Genomic DNA, 17,560 nt, shown 5'->3' with positions numbered 1-17,560 from the left:
CGGATCGTCACCGGTCCGAGACACCCATGCGCAGCGAAGGATCGCAAATCGCACCCATCATTTGCCGCGCAACGCCAACGAGGCTCGAGCGGCTGCCGTCGAGCCTGATCGACGGCGGCTCGCGGGAGCGGGACTCACCACGACGGAAAGACCTCTACCGTTAGAGTTGCTACCGATGACGCGACCCGCAGCTCCCGCGCTGACCGTTCGGTACGACGGATCACCTCGTACCTTCTCACCAGGCAATGACGTCGTCGTGGGTCGTGACCTGCGGGCCGACGTCCGCATCGCCCACCCCCTGATCTCGCGGGCGCACCTGCTGCTGCGTTATGACCAGGGCCGCTGGATGGCCATCGACAACGGCAGCCTCAACGGGCTCTACGTCAACGGTCAGCGCGTTCCCCTCGTCGACATCACCGACGGCATGGCCGTCAACATCGGCAATCCCGACGGTCCCCGGCTGACCTTCGAGGTCGGCCGCCACCAGGGTTCGGCGGGCACGCCCCCGCAGACCGCGCAGGTACCGGTCGCCCGGCCGAGCACGTCGTGGCCGAGCCAGACGCCCTCGACCGGCTATCCCCGCACCCAGCCGCCGCCGAGGGTGCCGCCCAGCTACCCGCACACCCCGCCGCCGACGCCGCGGCCGCAGCCGATGTACCCGTCGGGCCCGACCCCGGCCCCCACTCCCACCCCGGCCCCCACCAGCGGACCGCAGGCCTACCGGCCGCCACCCGTCGCACAGCAATCACTGTCGAGCACCACCCTCGACCCCAGCGCCACGATGATGGGCCCGACCGCGGCGCCCCGCTCCAGCGACGGCAACCTCGCGACGAGCATGCTCAAGATCCTGCGACCGGGCCGGACGCCGGACGTCCCCGCCGGCGGGATCAAGATCGGCCGGGCCACCGACAACGACATCGTGGTCCCCGACGTGCTCGCGTCGCGCCACCACGCGACGCTGGTGCCGGGTCCCGACGGCACGCGGATCATCGACAACCGCAGCATCAACGGCACGTTCGTCAACGGTCAGCGTGTCGAGAGCACGACGCTGCACGACGGTGACGTCGTCACCATCGGCAACATCGACCTCGTCTTCGCCGGTGGCACCCTGGCCCGCCGCAACGAGACCGACGTCGCGACCCGCACCGGCGGCCTGGACGTCTATGGCGTCACCTGGACCATCGAGGGCAACAAGACGTTGCTGGACAACATCTCGCTGACTGCGCGGCCCGGCACCCTGACCGCCGTCATCGGGCCGTCCGGCGCGGGCAAGTCGACGTTCGCGCGGCTGGTGGCGGGCTACACCCACCCGACGACGGGCCAGGTGGCCTTCGAAGGGCACGACGTCCACGCCGAGTACGCTTCGCTCCGCTCCCGAATCGGCATGGTGCCGCAGGACGACGTGGTGCACGGCGAGCTGACCGTTCGCCAGGCGCTGATGTACGCCGCCGAGTTGCGGCTACCCCCCGACACCACCAAGGCCGACCGCGAACAGGTCGTCAACGAGGTGCTCGAGGAACTCGAGATGACCAAGCATCTCGACACCCGCGTCGACAAGCTCTCCGGCGGTCAGCGCAAGCGCGCGTCGGTCGCGCTGGAACTGCTGACCGGGCCGTCGCTGCTCATCCTCGACGAGCCCACCTCCGGCCTCGACCCCGCGCTGGACCGCCAGGTCATGACGATGCTGCGCCAGCTCGCCGACGCGGGCCGCGTCGTGTTGGTCGTCACCCACTCGCTGACCTACCTCGACGTCTGCGATCAGGTGCTGCTGCTGGCCCCGGGCGGCAAGACCGCCTTCTGCGGGCCGCCGAGCCAGATCGGACCCGAACTCGGAACCACCAACTGGGCCGACATCTTCAGCACCGTCGCCAACGATCCGGAGAGCGCCAAGCGGCGCTACCTCGAACGCCACGGACCCCCGCCGCCGCCACCGGCGACGCAGGCCCCCCAGGACCTCGGATCGCCGACCCGGACCAGCGTGCCCAAGCAGTTCTCGACGATCGCCCGCCGCCAGATGCGGCTCATCGTCTCCGATCGTGGCTACTTCCTGTTCCTGGCGTTCCTGCCGTTCATCATGGGCGCGCTGTCCCTGTCGGTGCCCGGTGACGTCGGGTTCGGCGTCCCCAAGACGGCGCTGCAGGGTGGCCCGGCGCCGAACGAGCCGGGGCAGATCCTGGTGCTGCTCAACGTCGGCGCCATCTTCATGGGCACCGCGCTGACGATTCGCGCACTCATCGGGGAGCGGGCAATCTTCCTGCGCGAGCAGGCGGTCGGCCTGTCGACGACGGCATACATGCTGGCGAAGGTCTTCGTGTTCGCCGGGTTCGCGCTGCTGCAGTCGGCCGTCGTGGTCACGATCAACGTCATCGGCAAGGGCTGGGGTCCGGGTGCCGTCACCAGCGGCGTGGTGATCCCCAACCGCTCCCTCGAGCTGTACGTCGACGTCGCAGCCTGCTGCGTGGGGGCGGCCATGGTCGGGTTGGCGCTGTCGGCGATCGCCAAGACCGGCGAGCAGATCATGCCGCTGCTGGTGATCGCGATCATGTCGCAGCTGGTCTTCCAGGGCGGCATGATCCCGGTGACCGGCCGCATCGTGCTCGACCAGATGTCGTGGGTCACCCCGGCGCGGTGGGGCTTCGCGTCGACCGCGTCGACGATCGACCTGCTGAGGCTGGTGCCCGGTCCGCTGACGCCACAGGACTCGCACTGGAAGCATGCTGCGGCCACCTGGTGGACCAACATCGGCTTCCAGGCGGCGATCTGCATCGGCTACCTCAGCTTCGTGCGCTACAAGATCCGGCTCAAGAGCGGCTAGTCTCCGCCGCGTTCCTCCCGCCGCGTTCCTCTCGCGAGCAGACGCAAAGTTGCCGCAATTGCGGCGTGTCGCGGCAGGTTTGCGGCTGCTCGCGCAGGGGTTGGCTAGCCGCCGTGGACGTCGAGCCCGTGCGCGGCGGCGTAGGCGAGCGCCTGGTTGACGTCGATCTTGGCGCCGCGGACGGCCGCGGTGGTCCAGAACGTGGGGTCGGTCAGCGCACCCCGCAGGTCGGCCTCCTCCATCCGCGCGCTCTGCGTGCGGGCGCCACGCAGATCGGCGCCGCGCAGGACGGCCTTGCGCAGGTCGACGCCGACCAGCCCCGCCTCGCGCAGCCGACTGTCCGTCAGGTCGATGCCGCGCAGATCGCACCCGCCGAGCACGGCCAGCGTGAGGTCGACCTCGACCATCGTCACGGGCCGCAGCCGGCACTCGGTGAACACCGACCCGAGCAACGTGCAATGCCGAAAGACGCTGTGCATCAACGACGTTCGACGGAACGTACAGTTGCGGAACGCCGAGCCCTGGTGTTCGGACTCCGACAGGTCGACGCCGCTGAAGTCGCACTCGGTAAAGACGACGCGTTGGGTCCGCAGCCGACTCAGGTCGTCGTCGCGGAAGTCCACCCCGGTGAACTCCCGGTCGGCCCACTCCTGCTCGACGTCGACCACCGTCAGCCGGGCAGCGAACTGAGATTCATCAGGGCGTACTCGGTGATGGCGATCAACGCGGCCCTCGCCGACCGCGGGTCGCGGGCGTCGACGTCGACCACCGGGATCTCTTCGCGCAGTGCCAGCGCCCGGCGCACCGCGTCGGCGGGATATCGCGCTCCGCCGTCGAAGTGGTTGACGGCGATCAGGAACGGCAGCCGGCGTGCCTCGAAGAAGTCGACGGCCGCGAAGCTGTCCTCCAGTCGGCGGACGTCGACGAGGATGATCGCCCCGATCGCGCCGCGCACCAGGTCGTCCCACATGAACCAGAAGCGGCGCTGCCCAGGGGTGCCGAACAGGTAGAGCACCAGGTCGTCGGCCAGGGTGATCCGGCCGAAGTCCATGGCCACCGTGGTGGTGTGCTTCGACGGGGTGGCCTCGAGGGCGTCGTATCCCTCCGAGGCCTTCGTCACGATGGCCTCGGTGCGCAGCGGCATGATCTCCGAGACGGCGCCGACGAAGGTGGTCTTGCCGGCGCCGAAACCGCCGGAGATGACGATCTTCGTGGCGGACGAGCGCTCGCGCGAGGACCCTGAACCCGACGAGCGCTCGCGCGAGGACCCTGGACCCGACGAGCGCTCGCGCGGGAACCCTGAACCGGACGAGCGCTGTGGCTCAGAGTGCCCGTAGGCCACGCAGTGTCCTTCCCAGGAGTTCACGTCGTTCGTCGGCGTTGGCCGAGCCACCCAGCGTGGCGTCCACACGAAGATAACCCTGCAGCACCAGATCGCCGATCAGCACACGCGCGACGCCGAGCGGCAACGCCAGGCGCGCGGCGATCTCCGCGACGGAGGGACTCTGCTCGCCCAACCCGAGAATCCTGGCACGCACGTCGCTGCCGGGCCAATCCGGCGGCGGGGCGAACCGCAGCGACGAGATCGGTGCCTCCAGCGGCAGGTCGACGTGCGACCGGGTGCGACCCGCGGTCAGCGTGTACGGCCGGACCAGGCTGGCCTCGTCACCGGGTTCGCTGGGTTCCCAGGCGTCACGCGGTGAGTGTGCCATCGCGGGTCACGAGCGGTGGGCGGACCGGCGCGCGGACTGGATGACGGTGCCGACGCGCTCCACCAGGATCGCCATCTCGTAGCCGATCTGCCCGATGTCGCACGACCGGGTGGCCAGGGTGGCGAGGTTGGACCCGTCGCCGACTCGCATCAGCAGCAGGTAGCCGTGCTCCATCTCGATGACGGACTGCAGCACGTAGCCGCCCTCGAAGAGCTGCGCGGCGCCCGTCGACAGGCTGGCCAACCCCGAGGCGACCGCGGCGAGCTGGTCGGCGCGTTCGATGGGCATGTGCCGGCTGGCCGCCATGAGGAGGCCGTCGGCGGACACCAGGATCGCGTGCGCGACGCCGGACACCTCGTCGGCGAACTTCGACACCAGCCAGTCGAGGGAGTCACGCTGGGTGGGACGGGTCATCCTCGCGTCAGTCCTGCTCGGTCGAGCGCGCGTGCGCGCGGCCGGCGCGCACGCCGTCGAAGTGACTGCCGATGCTGCTGCGGACGGCTTCGGGGTTCCGCGGGATCTCGATCGGCCCGGTGTCGAGCGTCGCGTCGGATTCGTCGACGGGTGCCGCGTGACCGTTCTCCCCGTTCGCCGCGGCTCCCGGTACCAGTCGGGCCCCGGGTTGGCGCACCGGCAGACCGTCCTCGGTGCGCTCGACGACGGGCGCCTCCTCGGCCGCGGCCGCGGCCGACCAGCCGTGGTCCCACACGGTCTGCCAGTCCAGGTCGACGCTGTTGGCGAGCGTGAACGGATCGTCGATCAGCCACTCCGACAACATGTTCTGATAGATGGAGTCATCGCTGGCGGGTGCCGCGGGTTGGGGTGCCGCAGGTATGGGTGCGGCGGGTTGGGGTGCGGCGGGCTGAGGTGCCGTGCGCCGTACCGGGGCGGGCTCCGCCGCGGCGACGGGCGCCGGGTCGGGGCGAGGTTGCTCGGTCGCCTCGCGCTCGGCCCACGGGTCGGACTCCTCGACCGGACGCACCGGCTCGATCGGCGCGAACGGAATGTCGGCGATCCCGCTGGCACCCGGATTGCGTTGTGGCAGAAGCGAAACCGGCACGTCAGTGAAACTGGGTGACGGGTCTCGCGGGGCGGGCGCGGCGTGCTCCTGCGCCGGCGACGGCGCTCGCGGGGCGTCGAGTTCGGGCGCGTCCGCCGCGGGAGCGTCGAGCTCGGGACCACCGGGGCCGTGCAGCAGCAGTTCCGCCGGGACGAAGACGCCAGCGGTGGTGCCTGAATCCGGTTGTCCGGCAACGGTATTGCGCAACCGGACCACCAGGCCGTGCTGCGCGGCGAGCCTGCCGACCACGAACAGACCCATGTGGCGCGCCGTGTAGGGGTTGACCTCGCCGCCGGATTGCAGACGGGTGTTCGCGACGCGCTGATCGGCGTCGGTCATGCCAAGTCCGCGATCGGCCACCTCGATGACCAGTCCGCCGTTGCCGGTGTGCACCCCCGACACGTGCACGTCGGACGCGGGCGGCGAGTAGCGCAGCGCGTTGTCCAGCAGTTCGGCCAGCAGATGGACGAGATCACCCGCGACGACGCCGAGGATCTCGCTGTCGGGAACGGCGGTGGTGACGACCCTGGTGTAGTCCTCCACCTCGGAGGCGGCGGCGTTGACGACGGCAGCGACGGGCACCGGGGCGGCCTGCTCGCGCGGCACCTTCGCGCCGGCGAGCACCAGGAGGTTGGCACCGTTGCGGCGCATGCGGGCGGCGAGGTGGTCGAGGGTGAACAGATCCTCCAGCCGGGCGGGATCTTCCTCGTCGCGCTCGAGCCGGTCGATCAACGTGAGCTGCTGGTCGACGAGGGACCGGCTGCGCCGCGAGAGCGTCTCGAACATGTCGCCGATCTGCAGCTGCAGCCTGGCCTGCTCCCCCGCCAGGTACACCGCCTGCTCGTGCAGCTCGTCGACGGCGTGGGCGACCTGGCCGACCTCCTCGGTCGTGGTGACGGGCAAGGGGGTGACGGGCTCTGGCGTACCTCCGGTCCGCACCCGTTCGAGCTCGCGGGCGAGATCCTCGTGGGCCACCTTCAGCGCGCCGTCGCGCAGCGCCCGCAGCGGGCGGACCAGCGAGCGGGCCACGATCAGCACGATGACGATCGCCACCAGGATCGCGACGCCGACGATCGCGGAGTCGCGGATCGCGTTCCTGCGCGCGGCGTCGGCCTCATCCGCGACCGCGGACGTCACGGCGGCGGACGTGGAGCCGATCACCTTGCCGGCGATCTCGTTGGTGGCCTGCAGCGACTGGTCCAGATCGGGATTGGCGACCAGACCGACCGAGGGGTCGGACATGATGGCCATCCGCTTGACCATCTCGTCCTGCAGCCGCCGGGCGTCCGGCGAACCCACGCCGAGCACCTGGGACATGCCGAACAACGTCGACGGTTCGGTGCCGGCCAGGGTGATCAACGAGGTGCGCAGTTCGGGCTCCGGCAGATCGGCGCCGCCGTTGACCAGTAGTTGCTCCATCGTCATCTGCCCGCGGGCTCCGATGGCGCGGCTCAAGCCCTGGGCCTGCGCGCGGATCTTCTCGTCGTCGACGCGGACCGAGGCGTCGACGGCGTCCTCGGCGGTCAGCAGGATCGGCGCGTAGGCGGTGATCCGCCCGCGCAGATCGATGCCGTTGGCCGCCACCTGGTCGAGCAGCGACTGGCCGCCGTCGAGCAGGCTCGTCACGCCGGTGCGGACGTCGGGCACGACGTCGGTGCTGGCGAGCCGCCGTTGCAGGTTCTCCTTGCTGGTGTCGAACTCACTTAGGGCGCCTTGGACGTCACCGCCGGCCGAATTTGCTAGCAGGGCCCCGTCGAGTGCTGCCATGTATTTCTCGATGGCCGGCACCAGGTCGGCCCGCTGGGCGGAAAGACGTAAATCGGCGACGTCGCTCCATCCCGAGTAGACACGCAAGCCGCCGAATACACCCGCGAGAAGCAATGGCACCAGGACGATCGCAAACACTTTCCAGCGAACCGGCCAATTGCCCATCGACCACCGTGAACGACGCGTGGCCGGAGTCGGTGCCGTCGACCAATGATCTTGCGGCGCACCGTCTTGAGACTGGTCGACGAACGCCGTCATGACGACTCGGCCGTGCTGCCGGTCGCTAGAAGGCAAATCTCTGATCGCGCGTGGTCCATGGAGCTTTCTGTGCTGTCCGCCCGCATCGTCGCAGGCGCCGGAGGATCAGCCCACCCGGCAATTCGTCGAGTATGACAGCGAAGCGCGGGGGTTTCCACAATTCCCATTGAACGGACAGAGTTCGTGACCCCGCCGTTGCGCGGTCGTGTGATATACGAACGAAAGTCGTTGCCGTACCGAGACCGGTCAGTCCGTCGCTGGGGACTCCGCGCGCTGGGCGACGTCGGCGATGCGCTGATGGGCGCTGTGCATCAGACCGTCGAAGGCGAGCCTGCGCGCCGGGCCCTTGTTCTTGGCGAGTTCGACGAGATCCTTCACCACCTGCTCGGCGATGAGCACGAGTTTGACGTTGTGCTCCTGAGACTGGGACCGCAGGGCGTCGAAGGCGGCGTCCGCATCGAGGCCGTAGACGAACATCAACATGCCCTTGGCCTGCTCGATCAGCGCACGATTCTCCGTGTACTCACGCGTCTGGGCCCAGATCCGCTCGCGTTCGGCGGCCAGACCGTCGAGCGAGTCCGTAGTGCTCATGCCAACTCCTCGAGGAGGGAAACCAGTGCTGCCCCCAACCCGATGAGCGCTGCCGTGGTCTTGGGCGAACGTGGAGCCAACCAGAGGATGCCTCCCATACTGAACATACTGGATACTACTGGTCGACGAGTTCAACATGTGTGCCGGATCTCGTGGTCCGTACCCTTCGGGTACTCGATGCCGGGAGGTTGCGTTGTTCAGGGTCATGTTCAACTCCCCGCGGATCGCGCCGAACACCGGCAACGCGATCCGGATGGTCGCCGGGACGGGGTGCGAACTGCACCTCGTGGAACCCCTCGGCTTCGACCTGTCGGAGCCCAAGCTGCGTCGGGCGGGGTTGGACTATCACGACCTGGCCTCGGTCACGGTGCACGCGGACCTGGCGGCGGCCTGGCGCGCGGTGATGCCCGCCAGGGTGTTCGCGTTCACCGCGCATGCCGACGCGTCCTTCGGCGACGTCGACTACCGACCCGGTGACGTGCTGCTCTTCGGCCCGGAGCCGACCGGCCTGGATCCGCAGACCCTGGCCGACCCGCACGTCACCATGCGGGTGCGCATCCCGATGCTGGCGGGCCGGCGTTCGCTGAATCTGTCCAACGCGGCCGCGGTCGCCGTCTACGAGGCGTGGCGCCAGCAGGGGTTCGCCGGCGCGGTGTGAGGGCGCGCTACCAGCTGTTCCAGTGACTGAGTTGCTCGGCGGGCAGCCGCTTGGCCGGCTTGAAGTCCGTGCCCTTCGTGTAGGCGATCGGGAACAGACCACCCTGGCTGTACTGGTCGAACGGGATGCCGAGGATCTCGGCGACCTGCTTCTCGCCGTCGCCGATCAGGTGCAGCGTCGTCCACGCCGACCCGAGGCCACGTGAGCGCAGCGCCAGCATGAAGCTCCACGCGGCGGGCAGGATCGACCCCCAGAAGCCGGCGCTCATCCCGGCGGGAGCTCCGTCGGGACGGCCCTCCAGGCAGGGGATGAACATCGCGGGCACCTCGTGCAGGTGGTCGTTGAGGTACTTGGCCGAGTCGACGACCAGCGGCGTGCGCTCGTCGCGGCTGTCGCCGTAGGTGGGCTTGGGCGCGTCGAGGTAGGGCGTGGCCGCGGTCCGGTAGACCTCGGCGATGGCCTTCTTCTTCTCGGGATCGTCGACGAAGACGAACTGCCAGCCCTGGGCGTTGGATCCCGTCGGTGCCTGCAGTGCCAGCTCGAGACATTCCATGATGACCTCGCGAGGAACGGGCTTCTCCAGATCGAGGCGTTTGCGGACCGAACGGGTCGTCGTCAGGAGTTGATCGAGGGTGAGATCGAGGGGCTGCGAGGTCATGTTCGGAGACTACATTCGCCGCTCTCGGCGCCCTCGGCCCCCGAGATTGCACTGAGTCGACGAAAGTGCGAGAGAGTCCTCGACTCAGCGCAATCTCGCGGCTCGATCACCGGAAGTCCGCGACTACTCGAAGTCCCGCGGGGCTCGATCACTGGAAGTCCCGCGACGTCGTCTTCACCCGCAGGTCGATGGGACTCATCCGATCCGCGGCGATGGTGACGGCCCCCGTCGCGTTCTGCACGATGCCGCGGATCACCAGGGCCGACGCCGTCTGCGCCAGCTTGCGGTGTCGGCCCCACACCCCGCGCGAGCACATGACGTTGACCATCCCCGTCTCGTCCTCCAGGTTCATGAACGTCACGCCCTGCGCCGTCGCCGGTCGCTGCCGGTGGGTCACCGCGCCCGCGACGAGGACGCGGCTGCCGTCGGGCACCGACAGCAGTTGGTTGGCGGGCACCACGCCCATCGCATCGAGGTTCTCCCGTAGGAACTGGACCGGGTGACTGTTCGGCGAGACGCCGGTGGCCCAGACGTCGGCGGCGGTCAACTCGAGTTCGGTCATGCCGGGCAGCGACGGCACGTGCGAGGAGGACCCGACACCGGGCAACCGGTCCGGACGCTCCGAGGCCGCCGCGCCGGCCGCCCACAGCGCCTCTCGCCGTTCGATGCCGAAACAACTGAGCGCACCCGCGGTGGCCAGCGCCTCGGTCTGCGGCACCGACAGCTGCACCCGGCCGGCCAGATCCACCAGAGACGTGAACGGGCCGTTGGCCCTTCGGTCCTCGACGATGCGATCGGCCAGCTCGTCACCGATGTGCCGGACCGCGCCGAGGCCGAGCCGCACCTCGAGACCGTCGTTCTCCAGCGTCGCGTGCGTCAGGCTGGCGTTCACCTCCGGACCGTGCACCAGCACCCCGTGCCTGCGGGCGTCGGCGACCAGCGACTGCGGCGAGTAGAAACCCATCGGCTGGGCCCGCAGCAGCGCGGCGCAGAACACCGCCGGATGGTGCAGCTTGAACCACGACGAGTAGAACACCAGCGAGGCGAAACTCAGCGAATGGCTCTCCGGGAAGCCGAAGTTGGCGAACGCCTCCAGCTTCTCGTAGATCCGGTCGGCGACGTCGCCGGTGATGCCGTGCCGTTCGCGCATGCCGTCGTAGAACCGGCCGCGCAGCCGCTGCATCTTCTGCGCGGACCGCTTGGAGCCCATGGCCCGGCGCAACTGGTCGGCCTCGGCACCGGAGAAGCCGGCGCAGTCCACGGCCAACTGCATCAGCTGTTCTTGAAAGAGCGGCACGCCCAACGTCTTTCGCAGCGCCTGCTCCATCGACGGATGGTCGTAGGTGACTTCTTCCTCCCCGTTGCGGCGTTTGATGTAGGGGTGCACCGACCCACCCTGGATGGGCCCGGGGCGGATCAGGGCGACCTCGACCACCAGGTCGTAGAACACCCGCGGCTTCAACCGCGGCAGCGTGGCCATCTGGGCACGGGACTCCACCTGGAACACCCCCACGGAGTCGGCCCGCTGCAGCATCTCGTACACGGCCGCTTCGCTCAGGTCGAGCTTGGCCAGGTCGACCTCGATGCCCTTGTGCTCGGCGGCCAGGTCGATGGCATAGTGCAGCGCCGAGAGCATGCCGAGCCCGAGCATGTCGAACTTCACCAAACCGATTGCGGCGCAATCATCCTTGTCCCACTGCAGCACGCTGCGGTTGGCCATCCGCGCCCACTCCACCGGGCACACGTCGGCGATCGGCCGGTCGCAGATCACCATGCCGCCGGAGTGGATGCCCATGTGCCGCGGCAGATCCTTGATCTCCAGCGCGAGGTCGATCACCTGCTCGGGGATCTCCTCGACGTCCGGTGAGTCGGCCAGACCGTTCCACCTGTTGACCTGCTTGCTCCAGGCATCCTGCTGCCCCTGGGAGAAGCCCAGCGCACGGGCCATGTCGCGCACCGCACTTCGGCCGCGGTAGGTGATGACGTTGGCCACCTGCGCGGCGTAATCGCGACCGTAGCGCTCGTAGACGTACTGGATCGCGTCCTCACGCAGGTCCGATTCGATGTCGATGTCGATGTCGGGCGGGCCGTCGCGCGCCGGTGACAGGAACCGCTCGAACAGCAGCTCGTTGGCCACCGGGTCGACGTGCGTGACGCCGAGTGCGTAGCAGACCGCGGAGTTGGCCGCCGACCCCCGGCCCTGGGCCAGGATGCCGTTGTCGCGGCAGAACTGCGTGATGTCGTGGACGACCAGGAAGTAGCCGGGAAAGCTCAGCTGGCTGATGACCCTCAGCTCGTGCTCGATCTGCGCGTAGGCCAGCGGGGCGCGCTCGGGCGGGCCGTAGCGGTTGCGGGCGCCGACCATGGTGAGGTGCCGCAGCCAGCTGTCCTCGGTGTGACCCGGGGGCACGTCGAACGGTGGCAGCTTCGGGGCGATGAGCGCCAGCCCGAACGCGCACTGCTCGCCGAGTTCGGCGGCGGCCGTCACCGCCTCGGGGTGGCGGGTGAACGACCGTGCCATCTCCTCCCCCGATCGCAGATGCGAACCGCCAAGGGGCGCAAGCCAACCCGCGGCGTCATCGAGTGAATTCCTGGCCCGGATGGCACCCATGGCCATGGCCAACCGGCCGCGGGACGGTTCGGCGAAGTGGGCGGCGGTGGTGGCGACGACGCCGATCCCGAACCGTGGCGCCAGCGCGGCGAGCACCGCATTGACCTCGTCGTCGCGGGGGTGACCGTGGTGGGTGAGTTCGACGCTGACCCGCGTGCGCCCGAACCGGTCGACCAGGTCGGCGAGCGCCGCCTCGGCCGCCTCCGGACCGCCCGTCGAGAGTGCTTGACGCACATGGCCCTTGCGGCATCCGGTGAGGACGTGCCAGTGCCCGCCCGCCGCTTCGGTCAGTGCGTCGTAGTCGTAGCGGGGCTTGCCCTTCTCCCCTCCGGCCAGGTGGGCCTTGGCCAACTCGCGCGACAACCGGCGGTAGCCCTCGGGCCCCCGCGCCAGCACCAGCAGATGCGGCCCGGGCGGGTCGGGCATCTCGGTGCGGGCGACGTTGCCCAGCGAGAGTTCGGCGCCGAACACCGTCTGCACGTCGAGTTCCCTGGCCGCCTCGGCGAACCGGACCACGCCGTACAACCCGTCGTGGTCGGTCAGCGCGATGGCGCGCAGGTTCAACCGGGCGGCCTCCTCGACGAGCTCCTCCGGTGTGCTCGCACCGTCCAGGAAGCTGTACGCCGAGTGGGCGTGCAGCTCGGCATAGGGCACCGAGGAGACCGTCCCGGCGGGTCGGTCCGGCGCCTCGTAGCTCCCCCGCTTGCGAGACCAGGCGGGACTGTCGCCGCCGTCACCGGTCGGCTCGGGCAGGCGCGACCCGGCGCGGCGCGGCTTGCTGGTGAGCACGCGCTCCATCTCGCCCCAGGTCGACGGCCCGTCGTTCCAGCCCATCCCCTCACCCTAGTCGAACTGATGTTCGAATGCCAGGGCCATTACGTCGGCTCAACGGGTCTGGACGAGCCCGTCCTCGAGGAACGCAGAGCGGTTGGCCGCGGCGAACTGCCGAACCGTCTGCGCCGCGGTGCCGGTCACCACCTCGACGAGGTCGTTGGCGCCCGCGAAGACGCCCTCGCGGTAGTTCTGCGCCACGCTCGCCAGGTGCTGGACGAGGAACGGCGGGTAACCCGCCTGCAGCAGCGCCTCGGAGAAGACCGGGATCTCGATGGATTCGTAGCGCACCGGGATGCCGAGCGCACCGGCCAATTCGTCGGCGATCTGGTGATGGTCGAGGTCGACCGGGCCGGTCAGCGCATACGTCTGGCGATCGTGCGGAACCGGATTCGCCAGCACGGCGGCGATGAAGCGACCCTGATCGGTCTCGGCGATCGGTCCATGGCGGCCGGCCCCGAACGGCAACCGCAGCACACCCGTGCCGTCCTCGACGCTCCAACCCACGACCCCCGGCACCCACTTCATGGTCAGCCACGCACCGAAGAACGTCGGACGCAGGTGCGTGGTCATCATCGTGGTGGAGTCGAACAGTCGCTCACTCAGCCAGTGCTGAAAGGCCGCGTGGCTCTTGGCTTGTCGGCGGGCGGAGATCTGCGACATGTTCACCACCGCCCGCACGCCCGCCTCGGAGGCGGCCTGGGCGAACAGGCCCGTCGCGTCGAGCAATCCCGGCGTGATGGGGTAGCAGAAGTACGCGGTGCCCACCCCCTCGGTCGCTCGGCTCACCGCGTCGGCGTCGAGCAGGTCGCCCTCGACGACGTCGACACCGAGGGCGGTCAGGCGGTCGGCGCGCTCGTCGAGACGGTGCACGAGGGCGCGCACCGGGAGCCCGCGCTCGCGAAGTGCCGCCACCACGGGCATCCCCGTCTTGCCGGTCGCTGCGGTGACGAGGACGAGGTCGTGTTCAGTCATGCCGATACCCTTCGAAGTAAACCGATCTGTGTACGTCTAGACCGTACCGGTTCGATGGGCATGTGTAAACAGATCTGTATACTCACTGGCATGGCGGGCGTAGACGGCACCTCCGGGGCGCAATTCGAGAGCGGCGGGCGCGGCGCGCGCGAACGCATCCTGGCCGCGGCACGGACGCTGTTCTACCGAGACGGCATCCACGCCACGGGCGTCGACCGCATCGCCCAGCACGCCCACGTCTCCAAACGCACGCTCTTCCAACACTTTCCGAGCAAGGACGTCCTCGTCCAGGCGTACCTGGCCGACCTCGACGCGAACCGGGCCATCCCGCTGGAGCGCGCCCTGTCGGCCCCGCGCCGCACACCGCGCAACCGCCTACTGGCGATCTTCGACGGCGGTGCGGACGGGCGGGTCCGCGGCTGCCCCTTCCACAACGCCGCCGTCGAGGCCGCCGACGGCATGCCCGAGGTGCACGACATCGTGCACGCCCACAAGCTCGCCTTCATCGACGAGCTCGTCCGCACGTGCGCCGATGCCGGCGTGAGCGATCCGCGCGCCGTCGGCCACCAACTCGCCGTCCTCTTCGAGGGCGCGCTGGCACTGAGCACCACGCTGAACGACGGCGCCCCCATGCGCTACGCCCGGTCGGCCGCCGCGGTCCTCATCGACGGGCGGTGAGTCTCCCCGGGCTGAACGGTCGATACTGGTGAGGACACCCCGACACCAGGAGGACACGTGACCGAGACGACTGCCCTACCTCCCATCGTCGACGAGGCGTCGTGGCGCACGGCCCTCGACGAGTTGCGCGCCAGGGAGAAGGCCGCCACCCGCGAACTGGACGACATCGCCGCACAGCGCCGCCGACTGCCCATGGTCGAGATGCCGAAGTACACCCTCGTCGGTGCCGACGGGCCCGTCACGCTCGCCGAGATCTTCGACGGTCGCCGCCAGCTGATCGTCTACAACCACATGTGGTTCGACGACGCCGAATGGCAGTGCGGTGGCTGCACGGGCTTCACGTCGCAATTCACCCGCTTGGAGTTCCTGAACGGCTACGACGCCCGCTTCGTGATCGTGACGAACGGGCCCATCGACGAGGCCCTGGCGTACAAGGCCAAGGTCGGCAACCGAATGGACTGGTACTCGTCGTCGGAGAGCAGCTTCGGCGCCGATGTGGGGGCGCCTCCCGGTCAAGGCTTCGCCGTCAACGTGTTCCTGCGTGACGGCGACACCGTCTACCGCACCTGGCACACCGACGGGCGCGGCACGGAACAGCTCAGCCACTCCTTCGCGCTCATCGACCTGTTGCCGTGGGGTCGGCAGGAGGAGTGGCAGGACTCTCCGCAGGGCTGGCCGCAGTCACCGACGTACTCCCGCTGGCTCGACTCACCGGAGATCGCGAAGGCCTACGGCACCGGCTAGCGCAGCGGAATGTCGTGTCCCGCACCGCGTTCGGACTCGGGACGGGGACCGAAGTACCGGCGGTCGGACTCGACGATGGGGACGTCGTTGATGCTGGCCTCGCGACGCCGCATGAGCCCGCGCTCGTCGAACTCCCACAGCTCGTTGCCGTAGCTGCGGAACCACTGCCCCGACGCGTCGTGCCATTCGTACTGGAACCGCACGGCCATCCGGTTCTCCCGAAACCCCCAGAGACTCTTACGCAGCACGTAGTCGAGCTCCCGCTCCCACTTGGCGGTCAGGAACTCGACGATCTCGGCGCGCCCGGTGATGAACTGGTCGCGATTGCGCCACTGCGAATCCTCGGTGTACGCCAGGCTCACCCGGTGCGGGTCGCGGGTGTTCCAGGCATCCTCGGCCGCCTGCACCTTGACGATGGCGCTGTCGGCATCGAACGGGGGAAACGGCGGCTTGGCGTCATCGGTCATGATGGCCATCATGACGCAACGACTCGATGGCACGGTGGCTTTGGTGACGGGAGCGAGCAGCGGTATCGGTGAGGCGACGGCGCTGGCGCTGGCCGCCGAGGGCGCCACGCTGGCGCTCGTCGCCCGGCGCCGCGACCGGCTCGACGATCTGCGGACCCGCATCGAATCCGCCGGGGGCCGGGCGATCGCGGTAGAGGCCGACGTCGCCGACCAGCCGCGGGCCGCAGCCGCGGTCGACGAGGTCGTCACCGAACTGGGCCGCCTCGACGTCGTCGTGAACAACGCGGGTCTCATGACGATCGGGCCGGCCGCCGAGGCCGACACCGCGGACTGGGACCGGATGGTGTCGGTCAACGTCCAGGGCCTGCTCTACGTCACCCACGCGAGCCTGCCGCACCTCGTCGCCGCGGCCGCGGACTCTCCCCGCGGCGTTGCCGACGTCGTGAACATCAGCTCCACTGCGGGACGCGTCGCCCGGCCGGGTACCGCGGTGTACTCGCTGACCAAGTTCGGGATCGGCGCGTTCTCCGAGGGGTTGCGCCAGGAGGTGCTCGGGCAGCGGGTGCGCGTCGGCCTCGTCGAGCCAGGCACCGTGCAGACCGAGATCACCCACAATCTGCCCGCCGCCGACCGCGAGGCCATCGAGGCACGCATCCCGGGCATGGTGAAGCTGCAACCGGAGGACATCGCCGACGCGGTCACCTACATGGTGACGCGCGACCGTCGCGTCGCGGTGAACGAGATGCTGGTGCGATCGGCCGAACAGACCTGGTAGGTCAGTCGACGTATTCGACGGTGCCGTCCTGCAGCACGACGCGCTGGTTGGATCCGTCCGCTTCGGCCGCCTCGGTGCGGAACACCGCGTGGCCCGGCTCGGTGCGCCAGATCGACGTCGTCAACGTCTCGCCGGGGAACACCGGCGAGGTGAAGCGGGCGCCGATGGCAGTGACCTTGCTGGCGTCGTTGCCACCGAGTTCGGCCACCAGCGCACGCCCGGCCACCCCGTAGGTGCACAGCCCGTGCAGGATCGGCTTGGGGAAGCCGGCGAGGTTCTTCGCGAACCAGGGATCGCTGTGCAGCGGATTGCGATCACCGGACAACCGATAGATCAGCGGCTGGACCTCCGTGGTCGGCAGCGCCACCTGCGCATCGGGCTCGCGGTCGGGGATCTCGGGCGTAACGGGCCGCTCGCCCGGCGCACCACCGAAGCCGCCCTCACCGCGGATGACGGCGGTCGACAGCGTCTCGGCCACGACCTCACCGCTGTCGGGATCGGTGCCGATGCCCTTGAAGACCAGGATGGCGTTCTTGCCCTCGCCCTTGTCCTGGATGTCGACGACCTCGGAATGCACGTTCAGCGCGCCCGACGGCGGCAGCGGCGCGTGCAGCCGGATCTGCTGCGACCCGTGCAGCAGCATGGCCCAGTTGAACGAGCCCACCTCGGTCATGGCGCCCCAGGCGGAGCACGCGATGACGGCGTAGGTCGGGAGCACCTGCTGGTCGATGTCGTGACTGTTCTCGGTGGTGAACGCGAGATCCTCGGTGCCCGCCCCGACGCCGAGCGCGTACAGCAGGGTGTCGCGCTCGGTCCATTCGAAGGGTTGCGGTGCGGTGGTGGCACCGATGGCGTCGGGGTTGATCGGCATGCGTTCTCCCTTGAAGGCGGTGGCGGCTCGATTCGGACGATAGCGGGCGGCAGGGGCGGCGATCCCGATTGGGTCACACGTTGTTGACC

At 69.3% G+C, this 17,560-nt stretch carries 16 protein-coding genes; 5 read left to right on the top strand and 11 right to left on the bottom strand.

Annotated elements, in window-relative coordinates:
- The first annotated feature begins 175 nt into the window (after window positions 1-175).
- The gene (locus G6N60_RS06420; protein ID WP_163734104.1) at window positions 176-2,815 is read left to right on the top strand and encodes an FHA domain-containing protein; all 2,640 of its coding nucleotides are present in this window, start codon (window positions 176-178) and stop codon (window positions 2,813-2,815) included.
- Between the two features lie 104 nt (window positions 2,816-2,919).
- On the opposite strand, the gene G6N60_RS06415 is transcribed toward G6N60_RS06420, so the two are convergent.
- The 6 genes from G6N60_RS06415 to G6N60_RS28490 form a co-directional block, all read right to left on the bottom strand.
- On the bottom strand, window positions 2,920-3,483 hold the full coding sequence (locus G6N60_RS06415; RefSeq protein WP_372511007.1) for a pentapeptide repeat-containing protein: 564 nt from the start codon (window positions 3,481-3,483) through the stop codon (window positions 2,920-2,922).
- Window positions 3,484-3,485: 2 nt separating this feature from the next.
- A complete protein-coding gene (locus G6N60_RS06410; protein WP_163743559.1) occupies window positions 3,486-4,022 on the bottom strand; it encodes a GTP-binding protein in 537 nt (178 codons plus the stop codon).
- A gap of 115 nt (window positions 4,023-4,137) precedes the next feature.
- The gene (locus G6N60_RS06405; protein WP_163734101.1) at window positions 4,138-4,527 is read right to left on the bottom strand and encodes a DUF742 domain-containing protein; all 390 of its coding nucleotides are present in this window, start codon (window positions 4,525-4,527) and stop codon (window positions 4,138-4,140) included.
- Between the two features lie 6 nt (window positions 4,528-4,533).
- The gene (locus tag G6N60_RS06400; RefSeq protein ID WP_163734097.1) at window positions 4,534-4,941 is read right to left on the bottom strand and encodes a roadblock/LC7 domain-containing protein; all 408 of its coding nucleotides are present in this window, start codon (window positions 4,939-4,941) and stop codon (window positions 4,534-4,536) included.
- 7 nt (window positions 4,942-4,948) lie between these two features.
- Entirely contained in the window at window positions 4,949-7,612 is a 2,664-nt protein-coding gene (locus G6N60_RS06395) for an ATP-binding protein (protein ID WP_163734094.1), read from the bottom strand.
- Between the two features lie 246 nt (window positions 7,613-7,858).
- Entirely contained in the window at window positions 7,859-8,203 is a 345-nt protein-coding gene (locus G6N60_RS28490; RefSeq protein WP_246240377.1) for an ANTAR domain-containing protein, read from the bottom strand.
- 193 nt (window positions 8,204-8,396) lie between these two features.
- Between G6N60_RS28490 and G6N60_RS06385 the strand changes: the two genes are divergently transcribed.
- The gene (locus tag G6N60_RS06385; RefSeq protein WP_163734087.1) at window positions 8,397-8,861 is read left to right on the top strand and encodes a tRNA (cytidine(34)-2'-O)-methyltransferase; all 465 of its coding nucleotides are present in this window, start codon (window positions 8,397-8,399) and stop codon (window positions 8,859-8,861) included.
- A 7-nt stretch (window positions 8,862-8,868) separates the two neighbouring features.
- On the opposite strand, the gene G6N60_RS06380 is transcribed toward G6N60_RS06385, so the two are convergent.
- The 3 genes from G6N60_RS06380 to G6N60_RS06370 form a co-directional block, all read right to left on the bottom strand.
- On the bottom strand, window positions 8,869-9,519 hold the full coding sequence (locus G6N60_RS06380; RefSeq protein WP_163734083.1) for a nitroreductase family protein: 651 nt from the start codon (window positions 9,517-9,519) through the stop codon (window positions 8,869-8,871).
- 148 nt (window positions 9,520-9,667) lie between these two features.
- The gene (locus G6N60_RS06375) at window positions 9,668-12,964 is read right to left on the bottom strand and encodes an error-prone DNA polymerase (protein ID WP_163734080.1); all 3,297 of its coding nucleotides are present in this window, start codon (window positions 12,962-12,964) and stop codon (window positions 9,668-9,670) included.
- Between the two features lie 51 nt (window positions 12,965-13,015).
- On the bottom strand, window positions 13,016-13,936 hold the full coding sequence (locus G6N60_RS06370; RefSeq protein WP_163734077.1) for an NmrA family NAD(P)-binding protein: 921 nt from the start codon (window positions 13,934-13,936) through the stop codon (window positions 13,016-13,018).
- A gap of 90 nt (window positions 13,937-14,026) precedes the next feature.
- Here G6N60_RS06370 and G6N60_RS06365 point away from each other — a divergent pair, with 90 nt between their 5' ends.
- Together G6N60_RS06365 and G6N60_RS06360 are read left to right on the top strand one after the other, a co-directional pair.
- Window positions 14,027-14,614: a TetR/AcrR family transcriptional regulator gene (locus G6N60_RS06365; protein WP_163734074.1), complete on the top strand. Its 588-nt coding sequence runs from the start codon at window positions 14,027-14,029 to the stop codon at window positions 14,612-14,614.
- 57 nt (window positions 14,615-14,671) lie between these two features.
- Window positions 14,672-15,358: a DUF899 domain-containing protein gene (locus G6N60_RS06360; protein ID WP_163734071.1), complete on the top strand. Its 687-nt coding sequence runs from the start codon at window positions 14,672-14,674 to the stop codon at window positions 15,356-15,358.
- Here the strand turns inward: G6N60_RS06360 and G6N60_RS06355 are convergent.
- Window positions 15,355-15,825: a nuclear transport factor 2 family protein gene (locus G6N60_RS06355; protein WP_163734068.1), complete on the bottom strand. Its 471-nt coding sequence runs from the start codon at window positions 15,823-15,825 to the stop codon at window positions 15,355-15,357. The genes G6N60_RS06360 and G6N60_RS06355 overlap by 4 nt on opposite strands.
- A 10-nt stretch (window positions 15,826-15,835) precedes the next feature.
- Between G6N60_RS06355 and G6N60_RS06350 the strand changes: the two genes are divergently transcribed.
- Window positions 15,836-16,600 (top strand): SDR family NAD(P)-dependent oxidoreductase, encoded by a 765-nt coding sequence (locus G6N60_RS06350; protein WP_163734065.1) that lies wholly within the window; start codon window positions 15,836-15,838, stop codon window positions 16,598-16,600.
- Window position 16,601: 1 nt separating this feature from the next.
- Here the strand turns inward: G6N60_RS06350 and G6N60_RS06345 are convergent, their stop codons facing one another.
- On the bottom strand, window positions 16,602-17,471 hold the full coding sequence (locus tag G6N60_RS06345) for a MaoC family dehydratase (protein WP_163734062.1): 870 nt from the start codon (window positions 17,469-17,471) through the stop codon (window positions 16,602-16,604).
- Window positions 17,472-17,560 lie beyond the last annotated feature (89 nt).

Origin of the sequence: Mycolicibacterium madagascariense (genome assembly GCF_010729665.1) — a bacterium.
Taxonomy (GTDB): domain Bacteria; phylum Actinomycetota; class Actinomycetes; order Mycobacteriales; family Mycobacteriaceae; genus Mycobacterium; species Mycobacterium madagascariense.
The sequence above is the reverse complement of the archived record's forward strand: the minus strand, read 5'-3'. Positions and strand labels throughout refer to the sequence as shown.

Coding starts and splice junctions, on each gene's coding strand:
- G6N60_RS06420 (WP_163734104.1), top strand. CDS start 176: ATGACGCGACCCGCAGCTCCCGCGCTGACCGTTCGGTACGACGGATCA.
- G6N60_RS06405 (WP_163734101.1), bottom strand. CDS start 4,527: ATGGCACACTCACCGCGTGACGCCTGGGAACCCAGCGAACCCGGTGAC.
- G6N60_RS06400 (WP_163734097.1), bottom strand. CDS start 4,941: ATGACCCGTCCCACCCAGCGTGACTCCCTCGACTGGCTGGTGTCGAAG.
- G6N60_RS06395 (WP_163734094.1), bottom strand. CDS start 7,612: ATGACGGCGTTCGTCGACCAGTCTCAAGACGGTGCGCCGCAAGATCAT.
- G6N60_RS28490 (WP_246240377.1), bottom strand. CDS start 8,203: ATGAGCACTACGGACTCGCTCGACGGTCTGGCCGCCGAACGCGAGCGG.
- G6N60_RS06380 (WP_163734083.1), bottom strand. CDS start 9,519: ATGACCTCGCAGCCCCTCGATCTCACCCTCGATCAACTCCTGACGACG.
- G6N60_RS06375 (WP_163734080.1), bottom strand. CDS start 12,964: ATGGGCTGGAACGACGGGCCGTCGACCTGGGGCGAGATGGAGCGCGTG.
- G6N60_RS06370 (WP_163734077.1), bottom strand. CDS start 13,936: ATGACTGAACACGACCTCGTCCTCGTCACCGCAGCGACCGGCAAGACG.
- G6N60_RS06365 (WP_163734074.1), top strand. CDS start 14,027: ATGGCGGGCGTAGACGGCACCTCCGGGGCGCAATTCGAGAGCGGCGGG.
- G6N60_RS06355 (WP_163734068.1), bottom strand. CDS start 15,825: ATGACCGATGACGCCAAGCCGCCGTTTCCCCCGTTCGATGCCGACAGC.
- G6N60_RS06350 (WP_163734065.1), top strand. CDS start 15,836: ATGACGCAACGACTCGATGGCACGGTGGCTTTGGTGACGGGAGCGAGC.
- G6N60_RS06345 (WP_163734062.1), bottom strand. CDS start 17,471: ATGCCGATCAACCCCGACGCCATCGGTGCCACCACCGCACCGCAACCC.